Origin of the sequence: Brevibacterium sp. CFH 10365 (genome assembly GCF_009299785.1) — a bacterium.
Taxonomy (GTDB): domain Bacteria; phylum Actinomycetota; class Actinomycetes; order Actinomycetales; family Brevibacteriaceae; genus Brevibacterium; species Brevibacterium limosum.
The window spans coordinates 53,698-70,734 of the sequence record NZ_VIGO01000006.1 but is presented as its reverse complement, the minus strand read 5'-3'; the positions used below and the strand labels follow the sequence as shown (position 1 = coordinate 70,734).

17 protein-coding genes and 2 tRNA genes are annotated in these 17,037 nt (G+C 65.5%); 17 read left to right on the top strand and 2 right to left on the bottom strand.

Annotated elements, in window-relative coordinates; translation table 11 throughout:
• Window positions 1–49 precede the first annotated feature (49 nt).
• From FHG09_RS13100 to FHG09_RS13075, 6 genes are all read left to right on the top strand, one after another.
• Complete coding sequence (locus tag FHG09_RS13100) at window positions 50–1,639, top strand: hypothetical protein (protein WP_152348112.1); 1,590 nt, start codon at window positions 50–52, stop codon at window positions 1,637–1,639.
• A gap of 202 nt (window positions 1,640–1,841) precedes the next feature.
• Window positions 1,842–3,443, top strand: a complete 1,602-nt coding sequence (locus FHG09_RS13095; protein WP_152348111.1) for a hypothetical protein — start codon at window positions 1,842–1,844, stop codon at window positions 3,441–3,443.
• 6 nt (window positions 3,444–3,449) lie between these two features.
• Window positions 3,450–4,172, top strand: coding sequence for an ASCH domain-containing protein (locus FHG09_RS13090; RefSeq protein ID WP_152348110.1), 723 nt, complete (start codon window positions 3,450–3,452; stop codon window positions 4,170–4,172).
• Window positions 4,173–4,268: 96 nt separating this feature from the next.
• Complete coding sequence (locus FHG09_RS13085; RefSeq protein WP_025778633.1) at window positions 4,269–4,553, top strand: DUF3618 domain-containing protein; 285 nt, start codon at window positions 4,269–4,271, stop codon at window positions 4,551–4,553.
• Window positions 4,546–4,866, top strand: a complete 321-nt coding sequence (locus FHG09_RS13080; RefSeq protein WP_227492754.1) for a GroES family chaperonin — start codon at window positions 4,546–4,548, stop codon at window positions 4,864–4,866. The genes FHG09_RS13085 and FHG09_RS13080 overlap by 8 nt, the downstream gene beginning before the upstream one ends.
• Before the next feature lie 205 nt (window positions 4,867–5,071).
• Window positions 5,072–5,144 (top strand) — tRNA-Lys (locus FHG09_RS13075).
• A gap of 342 nt (window positions 5,145–5,486) precedes the next feature.
• Here FHG09_RS13075 and FHG09_RS13070 read toward each other — a convergent pair.
• Window positions 5,487–6,125 (bottom strand): GntR family transcriptional regulator, encoded by a 639-nt coding sequence (locus FHG09_RS13070; RefSeq protein ID WP_152348109.1) that lies wholly within the window; start codon window positions 6,123–6,125, stop codon window positions 5,487–5,489.
• A 206-nt stretch (window positions 6,126–6,331) separates the two neighbouring features.
• Here FHG09_RS13070 and FHG09_RS13065 point away from each other — a divergent pair, with 206 nt between their 5' ends.
• From FHG09_RS13065 to FHG09_RS13030, 8 genes are all read left to right on the top strand, one after another.
• Entirely contained in the window at window positions 6,332–7,636 is a 1,305-nt protein-coding gene (locus FHG09_RS13065; RefSeq protein ID WP_152348108.1) for an NRAMP family divalent metal transporter, read from the top strand.
• A 2-nt stretch (window positions 7,637–7,638) separates the two neighbouring features.
• Window positions 7,639–8,424 (top strand): LamB/YcsF family protein, encoded by a 786-nt coding sequence (locus FHG09_RS13060; protein ID WP_227492753.1) that lies wholly within the window; start codon window positions 7,639–7,641, stop codon window positions 8,422–8,424.
• Window positions 8,421–9,206 carry a putative hydro-lyase gene (locus tag FHG09_RS13055; RefSeq protein ID WP_152348107.1) on the top strand — a complete coding sequence of 262 codons (786 nt, stop codon included), beginning with the start codon at window positions 8,421–8,423 and terminating at the stop codon, window positions 9,204–9,206. Before FHG09_RS13060 ends, FHG09_RS13055 begins: the two co-directional genes overlap by 4 nt.
• Entirely contained in the window at window positions 9,203–11,074 is a 1,872-nt protein-coding gene (locus FHG09_RS13050; protein WP_227492752.1) for an urea amidolyase family protein, read from the top strand. The genes FHG09_RS13055 and FHG09_RS13050 overlap by 4 nt, the downstream gene beginning before the upstream one ends.
• Complete coding sequence (locus FHG09_RS13045) at window positions 10,957–12,672, top strand: acetyl/propionyl/methylcrotonyl-CoA carboxylase subunit alpha (RefSeq protein WP_227492790.1); 1,716 nt, start codon at window positions 10,957–10,959, stop codon at window positions 12,670–12,672. The genes FHG09_RS13050 and FHG09_RS13045 overlap by 118 nt, the downstream gene beginning before the upstream one ends.
• Window positions 12,673–12,810: 138 nt before the next feature.
• Window positions 12,811–13,284: a thioredoxin-dependent thiol peroxidase gene (gene bcp, locus FHG09_RS13040; protein ID WP_152348105.1), complete on the top strand. Its 474-nt coding sequence runs from the start codon at window positions 12,811–12,813 to the stop codon at window positions 13,282–13,284.
• A 67-nt stretch (window positions 13,285–13,351) separates the two neighbouring features.
• A tRNA-Leu gene (locus tag FHG09_RS13035) sits at window positions 13,352–13,433 on the top strand.
• 272 nt (window positions 13,434–13,705) lie between these two features.
• Entirely contained in the window at window positions 13,706–14,170 is a 465-nt protein-coding gene (locus FHG09_RS13030) for a GNAT family N-acetyltransferase (RefSeq protein ID WP_152348104.1), read from the top strand.
• A gap of 32 nt (window positions 14,171–14,202) precedes the next feature.
• On the opposite strand, the gene FHG09_RS13025 is transcribed toward FHG09_RS13030, so the two are convergent.
• Window positions 14,203–14,850 carry a MerR family transcriptional regulator gene (locus FHG09_RS13025; protein WP_227492751.1) on the bottom strand — a complete coding sequence of 216 codons (648 nt, stop codon included), beginning with the start codon at window positions 14,848–14,850 and terminating at the stop codon, window positions 14,203–14,205.
• Window positions 14,851–14,964: 114 nt separating this feature from the next.
• On the opposite strand from FHG09_RS13025, the gene FHG09_RS13020 reads away from it, so the two are divergent.
• The 3 genes from FHG09_RS13020 (at window position 14,965) to FHG09_RS13010 (ending at window position 17,030) form a co-directional block, all read left to right on the top strand.
• Window positions 14,965–15,405 (top strand): DUF1772 domain-containing protein, encoded by a 441-nt coding sequence (locus tag FHG09_RS13020; protein ID WP_152348103.1) that lies wholly within the window; start codon window positions 14,965–14,967, stop codon window positions 15,403–15,405.
• Between the two features lie 309 nt (window positions 15,406–15,714).
• Window positions 15,715–16,062, top strand: coding sequence for a PadR family transcriptional regulator (locus tag FHG09_RS13015; RefSeq protein WP_152348102.1), 348 nt, complete (start codon window positions 15,715–15,717; stop codon window positions 16,060–16,062).
• Window positions 16,059–17,030 carry an HAAS signaling domain-containing protein gene (locus tag FHG09_RS13010; RefSeq protein ID WP_152348101.1) on the top strand — a complete coding sequence of 324 codons (972 nt, stop codon included), beginning with the start codon at window positions 16,059–16,061 and terminating at the stop codon, window positions 17,028–17,030. The genes FHG09_RS13015 and FHG09_RS13010 overlap by 4 nt, the downstream gene beginning before the upstream one ends.
• Window positions 17,031–17,037: the final 7 nt, after the last annotated feature.

The following is a 17,037-nucleotide window of genomic DNA, read 5'->3' as shown; positions in this document are numbered from 1 at the left end:
TCATTAGTATTGACTCGGCCCTGTCCACGACTCCCAAGGAACCCTGTACATGCCTCGTGCGTTGATCTCCGTCTCCGATGACGGGTTCACCTACACCACCCTCAACGGGGCGACGAGTCGCTATTCGGACACCGGGCAGGCCATCTCATTCCTCGGCGATTATGCCAAGGAGACCGCGACTCCCCTGACCGTGACGATCGATGACGGGACGAAGAAGACCGAGATCGGCATCGACGAAGACGGGAAGGTCGGGGCCGCCCCCGCACAGGACACCGGCACCGAGGCGGCCGCGGACGACTCAACCACTGCTTCGTCCGCGAATGGTTCGGCTGAGGCGGTCGAGCAGGACGACACCTCGAACTCGAACGGCGACAGCTACCCGATGGGCACCCCCTTCTCGGGACCGGCCGCACCAGCCGCGCCGACGGTGAAGAAGACACCGGTGCGAAAGCGGTCGGCTCGCAACCGCCCGCAGAGACTTAAGAAGATCACCATTCCAGGGCTGGTGCTCATCGGTCTGGCGATCCTCATGATCGGCGCATTCGTTGTTCCCAACATCGTCCCGGTCGACTCCCCCGATACCCCGCAGACGATCGGCTCGGAACAGCAGATCAACCCCGCGTCCGAGCTCTCCGTCGACAAGACTCAGGACGTTGTTCCCAGCTACGACAACTCCCCCGCCTGGGAGACCGAGGTGCCCAAGCGCGCCTCGGTGACGGCCTCCGATCGCGGCGTCCTCCTCGTCAATGACAACCGTCTCGAGGTCCTCGACGCGGACACCGGCAAATCTCGGTACAAGGCCAAGATCGATGAGTCCCCGACCTTCGCCGTCGACACCGTCATCGACGGCCGTCCGGCCCTGCTGTGGCAGTCAGGCAACACCGCCGAGGCGCTCTTCGACGGAGACTCGAAGCCCAAGAGCTACGAGCTGCCGGAGAAGGCACGCATCACCTCGGCCGGCAAGAGTGTGCTCATCAAATCGGGCAACAAGCTCTCGACCTTCGGGGCCGAGGGACTGGAAGACGTGCCCACCCCGCAGGCCGGTTCGACGCCGATGGCCATCGATGACGATGAGCTCTACAGCTCCGACTGGAACGGCCCGGTCGAGGCGAAGAACATCAAGACCGGCGACGAGCGCAGCATCAAGCTCGAAAGCCCCGGCGACGAACTGAAGATCATCGACTGGATCTCGGCCGGCCACGGCAAGGCGATCACACTGTGGGGCGAGCAGGGCGCCTCGACGAACTCGGGCCACAGGATCCAGCTCGTCGTCCACTCCCTCGAGGACGGTTCGATCCTGTCGACCGTGACGACGACGACCGACATCGTCGGTGAGAAGTCCTGGGTGCGCGGACAGGCCGGAAAACGCGCCTACATCGGTCCGTATCTCTTCGATCTGGAGTCGGGCCTGCTGCTCATGGACGTCTCCAGCCGTGACATCCACCTCTCCGAACCGCGCGGATCCATCGTCCCCTGCACGATGGACACGAACACCTCGTGTCTGCTCGCCGGCAAACAGGCGTTCAAGACCGACACCGATCTGCTGGCGGTCATCGACGACGGCAACGAGGCACTCGTGCTCGGCGACGACTCGACAGTCCGGGCGTATCCGAAGAAGTCGGACAAGCAGGATCGTTAGCAGGATCGTTAGCTCTGCGCAGGGGTCTCCCGCCGCCGGGTGCCGGCTGCGAACCGCCGCCCGGTCATGGATCCCGCGCCACGGCGAAACACGCCAGTGGCTTTAACACATCTGGTCGAGACATTAAGATGGGCACCGATGTGTCTGAACGTCATGTCCCCTTGACCCAATGAAGTCGGAATCCCCACCGCGAAGGAACGTAGTGCCAGTCTCACACCGGTTCAGCCGCAGAGCCGCCGCAATCGGCGCTGCGCTTGCCCTGGCCGCACTTCCTCTCTCGGCGACGTTCACTCCCGCACTCGCCCAACCGAGTCCCACTCCCACGGCCGAAGCCAGTTCGAACGCGGAGACCGGTGCTTCCGCAGGAGCAGATTCCGATTCCGGCGATGACGCTGGTTCGACAGCAGACAGCAAGGACGGCGCCGACGGCAACACCAAATCCGAGGGAGGGGCCGACAGCGACCCCGATCCTGGCCCCACTGAAGACGGCGACAAGGCCTGCAAGGATCAGGAGTGGACCTCGGACGAACCGTGCGCGATCGAGGGTGAACTCGTAGCCGAGTGGAAAATGATCGGCAATCAGCTGTCTGTTCCAGAGAATGATCAGGATGATCCTGAAGGCACCCTGCCGAAAAGCTGGGTCGGAAAGTCTTTCAAAGCCCCGGAACAGGCAATGAAGCGCATTCCGGCACAGTCGTCCGACGACGATGCCGACACCGGATCGACCGCGCACGATGCGGATACCGACGACAGCGGACAGTCCGTTGCCGAGGCCACCGCTGAAGCAGCACCTACGGGATATCACTTCAATGAAGAGGGTCAGATCGTTGCCGAGGGTCAGACCAAACCAATGAACTTTGAAGAGTTCGCTCCTTCTGGCCCGGATCCGGCATGGACTTTCACGGTCAACGATGCGGGCCAAATCGTCGCTGAAGGTGAGCAGTACCCGGACACTGGCGACGGGGCCGACGCTGACGGCGAGACGGACGGCTCCACAAAAGATGGTTCGAAGACCGGTAACGACAACGGAACGGCGGACAACGGCTCTTCCTCATCCGCCGATGGTGTGACCGCGGCTGACGGCTCCGACAGCAACACGCGCGGGGACAAGACTGCCGGCAAGGACGGGTCCACCTCCGACGACAACTCCGAAGGCGACCGCGAGGCCAGCAAGGACGGGTCGACATCGGACAGCGATACCTCTGACGACAGCACCAGTTCGACCGACGGCGGCACCTCATCGGACTCGGGGACGAAGGACCGTGCGAACACGTCGGGTGACAAAGACTCCGACGGCAGGGAATCTGACGCCGACACCGGTTCAGGTTCCGACGGCTCACGCAGCAGCGATTCCGACAGTTCAGGCTCCGACTCGGATTCCGACGAGGACGAAGAGAAGGATTCGGACAAGGACGGCTCCGGATCACCGATCGGCGCCTCCGACGCCGACGGCACCACACCGGACCCGGCGAATGGCAACGGATCCCCCGATGAACGCGAGACCATCCCCGGCAACGCCGGTGACGAATGGCTGCCCGGGGATGACGAGGACAGCGAACGTCCCGACTATTCGGATCCGGTGCCGCGCAACCCCGATGAGCAGACACCCAAAGACGATACGGACCTCATCACGGGCGGGGATCAGCCGTCCCCACGGGCCAATCAGAATCCGGCGACCTCATTCGGCGAATCCATCATCTCCACGATCGTCAGCTCCTGGCCCATCTTCGTCCTCGCCGCCTCAGGCATGGCCGCGGTCGGGTTTATCATCTACATCATGGGACGCCGCGGAAAACAGGATTGAGGCCCTATGGACCTCTTCGACTCCGAACTGCGCGTGATCGCCGCCGCAGAGGAACTCGCACGCGGGCTCGGAACCGATGCGAACCACACCGTCGCCGCAGCCGCGATGGACACCACGGGAGCCATACACACCGGCGTCAACGTCCACCATTTCACCGGCGGGCCCTGCGCGGAAGTCGTCGTGATCGGTGCCGCCGCGGCCGCGAACGCCGGCCCGCTGGTCACAATCGCCGCGGTCGGCGACCACAGCCGCGGACTGCTGGCCCCGTGCGGACGCTGCCGTCAGGTCATCCTCGACCTCCATCCCGATGCGCTCGTCGCAGTTCCAGACGACATCACAGGCCAGCGGTCGATCGTCCCGATCCCCGCGCTGCTCCCCCATTCCTATCGGCATCCGGAGTCAGCACCGACGCGGCTGCTGAGATTCCATGCCCGCTACTTCGACGCGGTCACGGACGGGACGAAGTCGCTGACGGTGCGGTGGAACGAATCGCACCGTACAGGTCCGGCCCTGGCGTACTTCGAGAACACCGAGCATGGCCCCCTCCCGGTGGAAATCTCCTCGGTGATGGTGAAACGACTCGACGAACTGGGGCCGGAGGATCTCGACCTCACTCGCCCGGGCGCGCTTGACCGGTATATCGGCAATCTCCGCGGCCACTACCCGACCATGCCCGCGGACGCGAGCGTCGAGATCGTAAGATTCCGTCGAACCGCGGCCGATATCTGACACTCGCAGTGCCCAGCCGCTAAGCTGGACAGCGAAGCACTGTGGCACAAGGTCACAGACGCAGGAATGCATTATCGACCGGGAGGACTCGACCCGATGACTGACAACGTCTACACCTCAGATGTGACCGTCGACCAGGCGACAACCGCACAGCTCGCGGAGTCGATCCGTCTGCGCGAGGAGCGCATCGCCGAGAACATCGACGAGCTCGTCGGCCGCATCCACCCGAAGGTGCTCGCGACCCGCGCCGTCAACAAGGCGAAGTCCGAGGTCGTCGAGGAAGACGGCTCCCCCAAGCCCGAGATCATCGCACTCGGTGCTGGCGCCGTCCTCGGTGTGGCCGCCCTCGTCGTCGGGCTCTCCGGTCGCAAGCGTGGCTGATGCCGCACTTCCGATCCGGATGCTCCATGACCGGATCCTGCTCGAACCCAGCGAGGAAGCCGGGGAACGCAAGTCCTCGGCGGGCATCGTCATCCCCGCCACCGCCAGCATGGGCAGACGGCTCGTGTGGGGCAAGGTCGTCGCCGCGGGCCCGCACGTGAGGCAGGCCAACCTTGGCGACACCGTCCTCTACGATCCCGAGGAACTCGCCGAGGTGGAGCTCGAGGGACGGGCGTATGTGCTCCTGCGTGAGCGCGACGTCCATGCGATCTCAGAGACGGCCGAACCCTCGAGTTCCGGCATGTATCTGTAAGGGCGCTTGCGGCGGCGGGCGACGAAATCGACGCGGGCGACAGACTCTTAATCAGTGGGTTTCGGGTTGCGAGGATCGCTCGGACAGGGACTCTGACCAGGGGCCTGCGACCTTCATCACAAAATCAGATATGGGCCGGTCTCGGTTTGCATCATCGGCGAACACCTGAGTAATATTAATTCTCGTTGCGCGGCATACGCAGCACGCACCTCTAGCTCAATTGGCAGAGCAACTGACTCTTAATCAGTGGGTTCCGGGTTCAAGTCCCGGGGGGTGCACAGCACAGAGAGAACCGCTTCCGACTTCGGTCGGAGGCGGTTCTTTCGCATTCACCCTTGTCGGCTCGCTGTTTCGGCTCACCTTATTCTCAAGTCATCAGGTTGCTCCATGTGCAACCCAGAACAGGGTGTACCGAATCATTGGTTTGGACCTGTTGAGGCAGCATCCCGGTCGGGAACCGCTCGCAGGCTGCCCCGGGAACCGCTCGCAGGCAGCAGGGGCCGGCCATTGATGCTGGCGGCACCATTTGAGTCGAAAAAGCCCCTGTTTGAAAATGTGCTGTCTGACTTCAAGTGGGCCGCCAGCAGATTCGGCTCCGGGCCTGGCCCAGACCGTACTGCTCAGTCCTGGCCGGCGCGGGCGTAGGCACCGAGCACCTGCCGCTCCGAGTCACCGAGGTAGGCGCCGAGGATGGAAGATGCAGCCACCGGCCCATCCGTGCGGTAGACCTCGATGACCTCCTTGTTGCGCTCGATGAACGGGGCATGGAGGAAATCGAGGACCTCGACCTTGAGGAATGCCAACCGCAGCTCGGCGAGCACATTCGAAAACGACTGCATCAGCCGCCTGCTGTCCGAGAGCGAGACGACGGCATTGTGGAACGCCATATTCGCCGTGCCGACCTCCAGCCAGTTCTCCTCGGCCGCGAACTTCTCGGCCGCTTCGACGGCCGCCTCCATCTGCACCGCATTCGGGTGATTGCGCGGAGCGTGTTCGAGCACCGAGCACTCGACATGATGACGCACCCTATAGATATCGACGACATCGGCGGTGCTCGGTGACGCCACGGAGACACCTCGGTGCGGGATGTGCGTGACCAAGCCCTGCTCCCCGAGAACTCGGAAGGCCTCGCGCAGAGTGTTGCGCGAGACATCGAATTCCTTCGCCAGTGCGGTTTCGGACAGCCGCTCACCTGGGCGCAGCTCTCCAGCGATCAGACGGTCAGTGAGCCTGTTGACCAGGGACGAATCGTGATTCACCTCTCCATCCTACTGAACCTGCTCCCCGAACTCCCATCCGTCCGTCCACAGACCAGCCAACGAAAATGTGATCCCGGTCTATCTTTGTTGAACAATGAGTGCTAGATTGTTTACCACTTCACGTGCGCCAGGACACAGACATCGCAGTTCTCACGCCCTCGGCGCACTCGGAGGAACTATTGACCACCAGACATTCGGAGACTCCCATGTCACACGCACCGGAATCCCAACCGCCGGAATCCAGCTCGTCGGACGCGAACGCGTCGGGACTCGGCAATGCCTCGAGTGAGATCGGCTCCAAGATCAGCCGCAGCGCCATCGTCGGTGCCATCTTCCTGATGGCCACCTCGGCGATCGGTCCGGGCTTCATCACCCAGACGGCGACGTTCACCGCCCAGATGGGTGCGGCCTTCGCCTTCGCGATCTTCGCGTCGATCCTCATCGACATCGCCATCCAGCTCAACATCTGGCGGATGGTGACCTCCTCGGGCAAGCGCGCGGCTCAGCTCGCGTCCTCAGCCGTGCCGGGAACGGGCATCCTCCTGTCCGTGCTCATCGTCATCGGCGGCCTGGCCTTCAACATCGGCAATATCGCCGGCGGCGGACTCGGCCTCAATGCGCTGTTGGGCGTCGATCCGAAGCTCGGCGGACTGCTCACCGGCATCCTGGCGATCGGCATCTTCCTGTTCAAACGCGCCGGAAAGGTCGTCGACACCGTCGTCCTCATCCTCGGCATCGGGATGATCATCCTCACCTGCATCGTCGCCATCGTGTCGAACCCGCCCGTCGGTGAGGCGATCAAGCAGTCGTTCGTGCCCGACACCATCAACTTCGCCACCGTGACCACGATCGTCGGCGGCACCGTCGGCGGCTACATCACCTACTCGGGTGCCCACCGCTACCTTGACTCGGGCAAGACCGGTCCGGAGAACGCCTCCTCGGTGATGCGCTCTGCCCTGTCGGGCATCGTCGTCACCGGTGTCATGCGCTACGTCCTCTTCCTCGCCATCCTCGGCGTCGTCGCCTCCGGAGTGGCCCTCGACCTCGACTCGAGTGTCGCCAACCCCGCCGGTCAGGCCTTCGCCGCCGTGCTCGGCGATGCGGGAATGCGCATCTTCGGCGCCATCTTCTGGGCCGCAGCGCTGAGCTCGGTCATCGGCGCCGCCTACACCTCTGCGACGTTCCTCTCGGCGTTCTCCAAACGCCTCGAAGGCGGCTGGCCGCTGCAGCTGGCGACCGTGGCCTTCATCGTCGTCTCGCTCGTCGTCTACCTCGTCCTCGGCACCGCACCGGCCACGCTGCTCGTCTTCGTCGGCGGCTTCAACGGCCTCATCCTGCCGATCGGCCTGACGATCTTCATGTACATCGGCTGGTTCAGACCCCGCCTGCTGCGCACGGACTCGTACCCGAAGTGGTTGCTCATCATCGGCACCGCGGCAACACTGGTCACGTGGTACACGGCCACACAGTCCATCGGACCCATCTTCGCCATGATCGGAATCGGAGGGTGACATTGTCTACCAACAGCGAACTGAGAATCGACCTCAACTCTGACCTCGGGGAGAACGTCCCCGACCGCGTCGTCAGCGACGATACGGCCATGCTCGGTCTCGTCACCAGCGCCAACGTCTCCTGCGGGTTCCACGCCGGCAATCCCGAAGGCATCCGCGCCACCGTCGACGCCGCAGCGAAAGGCGGAGTCGTCATCGGTGCCCACCCCGGATACGACGACTACGAAGGCTTCGGTCGTCGCGCCCTCGACGTGCCCGCCGCCACCCTGCAGGCCCAGGTCGAATACCAGATCGGTGCGCTCATCGGCCTGACCACCGCCGTCGGCGGCACCGTCTCCTACGTCAAGCCCCACGGCGGTCTCTACAACGCGATCGTCCACGATGAGGCGCAGGCCAAGGTAGTCGTCGACGCGATCACAGCCATCGACGACTCCCTCGTCTTCCTCGGACTCGCCGGCAGCGTGGCCAACCGCGTCGCCGCCGATGCCGGACTGACCGTCGCCGCCGAAGCCTTCGCCGATCGGTCCTACAACCCCGACGGCTCCCTGGTCTCCCGGTCGGAGCCGAACGCGGTCCTCCACGACCCCGAAGCCGTGGCCGCGCGTGTCCTCCGCCTCGTCCGGACCGGACAGGTCGAAGCCGTCGACGGCAGCCTCGTCGACGTCGATGCCCAGTCCATCTGCTTCCACGGCGACAGCCAGGGATCCATCGACATGGCCCGGGCCGCCCGTGATCTCCTCGAATCCGAAGGCGTGCAGATCGCCGCCTTCGCAGGAGTCGGCCGATGAGTGTGGTTACCACGGCTGGGGCGGAAGCCCGCGCACGCATCCGGGCCGGTTTCGACGGTCCCACCTCGGGATCGGCACCGGGCCTGGTCCAGGCGAACCTCATCTCCGTGCCCGCGGACTGGGCCTTCGATGTCCTCCTGTTCACCCAGCGCAACCCGAAGCCGTGCCCGGTCATCGACGTCCTCGAACCCGGGCAGCTCGCCTCCGCGCTGGCCCCCGGCAGCGATATCCGCACCGATATCCCCGGCTACCGGATCTGGGAGAACGGCGCCCTGACCGACGAGGTCACTGACGCCACCGAGGCGTGGGAGCAGCATCCGGACCTCGTGTCCTTCCTCATCGGCTGCTCGTTCACCTTCGAGAACGGACTGACCGAGGCGGGCATCCCGATCCGCCACCAGGAGGCCGGTCGCAACGTGCCGATGTACCGCACCTCGACGGCATGCCGTCCGGCCGGGCGGATCAGCGGAGACATGGTCGTGTCCATGCGCCCGATCCCGGCCGCCCAGGTCGCCGAGGCGGTGCGCATCACCGACCGCTTCCCCGCCGTCCACGGTGCCCCGATCCACATCGGCGAACCCTCCCAGATCGGCATCGATGACCTCGGCGCCCCGGATTTCGGTGACGCCCCCGACATCCACGACGGCGACATTCCCGTCTTCTGGGCCTGCGGAGTCACCCCGCAGGCAGCCATCCAAGCCTCGGGAATCCCCTTCGCGATCACGCATTCACCTGGGAAGATGTTCATCACCGACGAACCGGAAGACGCCTTTCGCCAATGACCGATCTGACCTTCCGCACCGCGTCCCGGCGCCACCTCCTCGTCGAATGCGCCGACCTGGCCGCGACGATGGCCCTCCACCGCAGCCTCGAGGCCGCTGATCTGCCCGGCGTCACCGAGCTCATCCCGGCCGCGCGCACGGTGCTGCTGAGCTTCGATCCCGCTCGCACGAGCGCCGAGATCCTCGCCGAGGCGGTGCGCGGGCTCGGGCACACCGAGTCGGTCTCGGATGCGGACCGGGAGGTCACGATCGATGTCCGCTACGACGGGGACGACCTCGCCGAGGTGGCCGACCTCCTCTCCGTCTCGACGGCCGAGGTCATCGCCCGCCACCAGGCCGCGACCTGGCAGGTCGCGTTCGCCGGCTTCGCCCCCGGCTTCGGCTACCTCGCCGGCGACGACGAGCTCTTCGACGTCCCCCGCCGCTCGTCCCCACGCACACGTGTGCCCGTGGGCTCGGTGGCTCTGGCAGGTGAGTTCACGGGCGTCTACCCGCGCTCCTCCCCCGGCGGTTGGCAGCTCATCGGACGCACCGATGCGAAGCTGTGGGACCTCGACCGGCAGCCCCCGGCCCTGTTCGTGCCCGGCACGATCGTGAGGTTCGTCGAGGCGGGACGCGAAATCGTCGACGTCGCGGCGTCTGGTTCAGCAGACGATTCGGCACCGGATTCGGCCGCGCCTGACACGGATGCGAAGTCGAGCGCTGATGCGGCCGGCGCGGTTGCGGAATCGAGCGCTGCCGCCTCGGACGACGCAAAGTCACCGGCTGCCGGTGCCTCGCACTCCCTCGAGATCCGGCGCCCCGGGCTGCAGCTGCTCGTCCAGGATCTCGGTCGGCCCGGTTTCGCCTCAATGGGCGTGTCCGCAGCCGGTGCCGCCGATCGGGCCGCGTTGACCACCGCGAACCGCCTCGTCGGCAATGTCGAAACCGCTGCCGGGCTCGAGAGCTTCGGCGGCGGAGTGCTCCTGCGTGTCACCGGTGACGGAGTCGCCGCTGTCACCGGAGCCGCCGGAGCGATCACCGTGACCGCTGCCGATGGCACGGTTCTCACACCCCGCCTCGGCGAGGCCTTTGCCCTGTCCGCTGGGGACGAACTCGAACTCGGGCCCACCGAACGCGGAATCCGCCGCTGCCTGGCAGTCCGCGGTGGAATCGATGTCGAGACGGCTCTGGGCAGCAGTTCCGCCGACACTCTGGCCGGGCTCGGTCCAGCCGCTGTGGATCAGGGCACCACGGTGGGTGTGCACGATCCGCGGACGGCGCCCCACCTCGTCGATCCTGCCGGAGCCCAGCCTCGGGACCTTCCGCAGGCGGGTGAGACCGTGGAGATGACGGTGACCCTGGGTCCCCGCGAGGACTGGTTCACCGACGCCGGGATCGAGACGCTGCTGTCGCAGGAGTGGACGGTCACTCATGAGTCCGACCGGGTCGGGCTGCGCCTGTCCGGTGAGATTCCGCTCGAACGAGCTCGCACCGGGGAGCTGCCCAGCGAGGGTGCGGTCACCGGCGCCCTCCAGGTTCCGCCCAACGGTCAGCCGGTGCTCTTCGGCCCCGACCATCCGCTCACCGGCGGCTATCCGATCATCGCCAGCGTCGATGATCTCGATCTCGCCGCGCAGCTGCCTCCGGGCGTGAAGCTGCGCTTCATCACCTCTGCCCGTCCGAGGCCGAACGCCCGGCCGGGGCACCCCGATCCGATCAGAACGAAGGCTGAACAATGTCGAGAATCCTCATCGCCAACCGCGGCGAGATCGCCGTCCGCATCATCCGTGCCTGCGCCCAGCACGGACACACCTCGGTGGCCGTCTACGCTGATCAGGACGCCGACGCCATGCATGCCCGCCTCGCTGACGAAGCATTCGCCCTGACCGGCACGACCGCGGGTGAGACCTACCTCGACATCGACTCGATCCTGGCCGCCGCGAAGTCTGCCGACGCCGACGCCGTCCACCCCGGCTACGGATTCCTGTCCGAGAACGCCGACTTCGCCGCCGCTGTCGAAGCCGCGGGTCTCATCTGGATCGGCCCGACCGCGGACACCATCACGGCCCTCGGCGACAAGGTCACCGCCCGTCAGCTCGCGCAGAAGGTCGGCGCTCCCCTAGCGCCGGGAATCGACCGTCCCCTGGAGAACGCGGCCGAGGTCGAATCCTTCGCCGCCGAGGCGGGACTGCCGATCATCATCAAGGCCGCCCACGGCGGCGGCGGACGCGGAATGAAGATCGTCCACGACCTGGACGAGGTGGTCGGCGCCTTCGAGTCGGCGACCCGTGAGGCGGTCGAGGCCTTCGGCCGTGCAGAATGCTTCGTCGAGAAGTACCTGGAGCGGCCCCGCCACGTCGAGGTCCAGGTCGTCGGAGACGGTCAGGGACGGGTCGTGGCCGTCGGCGACCGCGACTGCTCCGCCCAGCGCCGCAACCAGAAACTCATCGAGGAAGCTCCGGCCCCGGGCCTGACGGATGAGCAGCGGGAGCGTCTGCACCGTTCGGCCGAAGCCATCTGCGCCGAGGTTGACTACCGCGGTGCCGGCACCGTCGAATTCCTGCTCGCCGCCGATGGCACCATGACGTTTCTCGAGGTCAACACCCGGCTGCAGGTCGAACACCCCGTCACCGAGGTGACCTCCGGAGTCGATCTCGTCGCCGAGCAGTTCCGCATCGCCTTCGGCGAGGGCCTGTCGCTGGAGTCGACTCCGCTGCCGCAGGGCCATGCGATCGAACTGCGCATCAACGCCGAGGATCCCGGCCGCGGATTCCTGCCGACACCGGGACGCATCGATGTCCTCGACGTGCCCGGCGGCCCCGGTGTGCGCTGGGATTCCGGAGTGCGTTCCGGTGACACTGTCCAGCCGGCCTTCGATTCCCTCTTCGCGAAGCTCATCGTCGCAGGTCCCGACCGTGAGCAGGCGATCGCCCGCACCGTGACCGCGGCGAAGGAACTGAACGTCGAAGGCCCGGCCACAGTGGTGCCATGCTCGCTGGCGATCCTCACCGATGAGGCGTTCACCGGCCTCGGTGACACAGGCGTCGACGGGATCCACACCCAGTGGATCGAAGCCGAACTGCTGCCGCGCCTCGAGACTCAGGAACGCCCGGCCCCGGTGGCCGACGGTCAGATGCAGCGCATGTCGATCGAGATCGACGGGAAGCTCACCAGCATCGGACTGCCCGCGGGACTGCTGGCGGCTCTCGGCTCGGTCGGTGGGACCGGTGGCGAGGGCGGTAATGCCGTCAACGGTGGAGCCGCCTCGGCGAGTGCCGGGGATGTCACCGCACCCGTGCCGGGCAGCCTCGTGGACTTCCTCGTCGATGACGGCTCGCAAGTGGCTGCCGGTGATGAGATCGCCGTGCTCTCGGCGATGAAGATGGAGACTCGGGTCGAAGCACCCGTCGCGGGAACATTGCACCAGGTGGCGAGCGTCGGCGACGTCGTGGCCGTGGGTCAGGCGATCGCACGGGTCGAGTGAGACTGCGGGGCCGCCTCGGCGAAAGAATCGGCTGAGGTCTTCGCCGAGCGGCGGAGGCGTTCGGTCCGGCAACGGAATAGAGTGGTGGGCAGCAATGGTCATCCACCCCGGAGACCGCCCCAACCAGGAGGAGCATTCATGTCACGTCTGTCGGTCGGCGACACCGCCCCGGATTTCACGCTCGTCAACCAGGACGGAAAGTCCGTCAGCCTCAGCGACTACAAGGGCCAGCGGGTCGTCGTCTACTTCTACCCGGCCGCCATGACTCCCGGTTGCACCACCGAGGCCTGCGATTTCCGGGACTCGCTCTCGGCGCTCAAGGCCGCCGGAATCGTGGTCCTCGGCATCTCCCCGGACAAACCGGAGAAGCTGCAGCAGTTCATCGAGAAGGAGGGTCTGAACTTCGACCTGCTCTCCGATGAGGACAAGACGATGATGACCGAGTGGGGCGCCTTCGGCGAGAAGAAGAACTACGGCAAGGTCGTCCAGGGCGTCATCCGCTCGACCGTCGTCGTCGATGCCGAGGGCAAGGTCGAACTTGCCCAGTACAACGTCAAGGCCAACGGGCACGTCGCTCGCGTCCGCAAAGAGCTGGGCATCGACGCAGCCTGAGTTTTCAGGAACTCGCGCCGCCCCTGCTAATCTTGAGGGCGTCGCGGCCGCTGATGCGGCCGCTTGAGCGCGAGTGGCGGAATTGGTAGACGCGCTGGATTTAGGTTCCAGTGTCTTCGGACGTAGGGGTTCAAGTCCCCTCTCGCGTACCGCAGTCCCCGGTGCGGAGTCGACAGGCTTCCGCACCGGGGACTTCTCTTTGCTCCCGGAGTTGAACTCAGCCGACGCTGATCACGGATGGTGCACCCCGCACCACAGAAAGTGCACGTGTCATCACCTTGCGTACGCTCGCGACCAGTTCCGGTTCCTGCCATCAGGACGCGGAGTCTGCTGCCGAATCGAATTCGCGGGTACAGATTCCGCGGTCACATGCATTGGACGTAATGTGGTCAATGCACCGAGATCTGAGAGAGGACAGCCGATGACGGATGCCCCTGCGCCGACGATCCGCCCCACCGCGCCTGTCGACGAGGCCCGGTGGAAGGAGCTCTTCCGCGCCTACCGCGAGTTCTACCGACTGGAGCCGTCCGAGGAGATCGTCACCCGTGTGTGGTCATGGCTGACCGATCCCGATCATGAGTGCCAGGGGCTTGTCGCCGAGGCCGAGGGGACGATCGTCGGAATCGCCGACTATCGTCGCTTCTCCCGCCCCTCGACCGGCAGTGTGGGCATCTGGCTCGATGATCTCTTCACCGATCCCCAGGCACGCGGCCGAGGTGCCGGTCGCGCACTGATCAGGCACCTGCAGTCGATCGCTGCGGCCGAAGGCTGTTCCGTGGTCCGCTGGATCACCGCCGATGACAACGCTCAGGCCCAAGTGCTCTACGACGACGTCGCTGCGAAGACGAACTGGCTCACCTACGACGCCGTGCCGGAAGAGTCATGAGCACGTGATCGCGAGGACCGAGCTGTTCCCGGTCAGCTTTCTTCCGAACGAGTGAGGCCCTGCGCGAAGTGCTGCTGGGCGAGCAGGACCAGCGCCTCCAGCAGCGGTCGGCGCAGCACGCTGCCGAGGACGACTCCGCGGATCCTCTCCTCCAGACTGCCTGCATCGGCGACGGCGTCCAGATCGGTGCTGCCGACGGCTTCGGCAGCTTCGACGTAGGCGTCGAGCCGGTCCAAGATCGGAGTCAGGTCCTCCCTGCTCAGCATGGCAATCGCGCTCACGGCTGCCCGATAGGCCGGTGACGAGGCCTCACAGTGCCATCCTCGTGCGGTGATCACTCGGTCGAGAAGCGCTGAGGCGTCGGCATCGTCGGCCTCGACCTCTCTGACGAGCGCATCCTGTGTGACTCCCATCGCCTCGATCTCCGAGGCCCGCCCGTCCACCGCGTCGACGACGGCTCGCACTTTCGCCAAGGGCAGCCCGGCCACCGACGTCAGTGCCCGAATGAGGCGCAGCCGATCGAGATGAGTCTGGCCGTAGACGGCTTGATTCACACTCGTCCGACGCCCCGGCGGCAACAGGCGCTCTCGCAGGTAGTACTTGATGGTCGGCACGCTGAGCTCCGAGCGGCGGGACAGCTCCGCCATCCGCATCTCCGGCTTCTCCACCGACTCCTGCATCGCCCTCTCCTCCCGGTACTGCCGGCAATGGTCTGTGACTGGTCTTGATCGACCTTAGCAGATACCTCTACTATCTATTATGGATAGTTTGACTACCTATTAGGAGAAGAGGTCATGGACGCCTTCGTATTGGCCACGGTCCTCGCCACCGGCTTCGTCGGTTCGGCGGAGTTCGGATCGGCCGCTCTGGTCCACCCGGTGATCCGTCGGCTGAAGACGGACGATCAACTCATCATGGAGAAGGGGCTGCTGAAGACATTCGGTCGGGTGATGCCGGTCGGGATGACCGTGGCGACCGCTCTGGCCATCATCATCGCGATCGATGAGCCCAACGCCTGGCTGGTTTCGGCCGCCATCAGCCTCGGTGTCGCTCTGGTCGTGACGATTATCGGGAATGTCCCGATCAACGCCAGGACCGGACGGATCGCCGAGGAGGCTGCGCCCGAAGGGTTCATCGCCATGCGCAGACGATGGGACGCCTTCCAGATCGTGCGCGCTTCGCTGCAGCTGCTCGGTTTCGTCTTCGTGACGATCGGGGTCGTCGGGTTCGGCTGAGCCCCTGCGGTGGTCCTTCGCAGTCTCCGGGTCGGCGAATCCGGCCCGACTGCAGGGACGTTCAGCGGTCCTGGAAAAGCAGAATCAGCACCGCAGAGGACACTGCCAGGCGCAGGCCTGAGGTTTGGTACACCCTGCTCCAAAATGCACACCGAGGAACCTGATCAGTTGAGAGGAACCTGGACCAAAACGGCTGTCGACGCCGGTGGTCTGCCGTGGCGTACCCTGCCGCGTGCCGTACCGCACCGTCCCGCAACAGAAATACCCCGCCTCTTGTAATAGTGTGTGCCACACACTATTGTGTTGCGCATGGACGAGGATGCAGAGAAGGCACTGGCCACACACGAGCAGGAGCTGCGACGCGGCACTGTGGTCTTCGCCAGCCTCGTCGCCTGTCGCCGCCCCCAGTACGGCTACTCGCTGCTGACGACGCTGACCGAAGCAGGCATCCCCACCGAGGCCAACACCCTCTACCCCCTGCTGCGACGGCTCGAGAAGCAGGGCCTGCTCACGGCCGAATGGAACACCGAACAGGCTCGTCCTCGCAAGTACTACACACTCACCGACAGCGGCGCCAAAGTCGCCGCCGCACTGCACAGCCGCTGGCTCGAACTCAACTCCAGCATCACTAAGCTCTGGAAGGACGGCACACCATGAGTGCGCTCACCGAAATCTACGTCGACAACGTCATCCGCCACCTCCCCGAAGACACCCGCCCGGACATCGCCGCCGAGATCACCGCCACGATCGACGATATGGTCGACGCCCGCCTCGGCGAGGACACGGACCCGACCCCGGACCGCACGGCCACCATCGAACGCGAAGTCCTCGAAGAGCTCGGCGATCCCGTGATGCTGTCGCGGGAGTACTCCAACTCCCCACAGCACCTCATCGGCCCGAATTCCTATCCGCTCTTCACCTGGGCACTGCGCTGGGTGCTGCCTCTCGTCGGTCTGCTCGCGGTGCTCACGAACGTCGTGGCCACCATCGCCCTCTCCCCCGAAGTCCAGATCGGGGAGATCATCGGCAAGACAGCCGGCAACACGGTCATCGCCCTGCTGACCGCGTTCGCCGCCATCACGATCATCATCGGCCTCGGCGACCGCGGAATGGACGGCGGTGCGGCCGACGCGATGCGGAAACGACAGCCGGGCACATGGACGGTCGATGACCTCGATCGTCGCGATTCCCACGACAGGCAGATCCGCGCCGAGGCGGGGCTCGGGCTGGTCTTCATCGTGGCCTTGGCCATGGTTCCGTTCATCCCGACGTCCCTGTTCTACGTCGGCCATCTCAACAATGGGGAGACGTTCATCAATCCGGGCCTCGGCTTCGGCTGGCTGCTCGGATACTGGGCCTTCCTGGCTCCCCTCGCCGCGGTCGAGATCGTGAAGTTCACGACCGCCTCGGCGAGGCCGATCGTGGTGCTCATCGGCGGGATCGCCGATGTCGCCATGGCGGTCTTCCTCACGGTCGCCCTGCTCACTCAGCCGGTCCTCCACCCCGAGCTCACGACCACGGCGAACGCCGATATCCAGCAGATCATCACGGTCATCGCGGTCTGGATCATCACCGTCTGGGATCAGGTGAGCACGTGGCGGACCTATCGCCGCGGCCGGTCCTGAGGCCTAT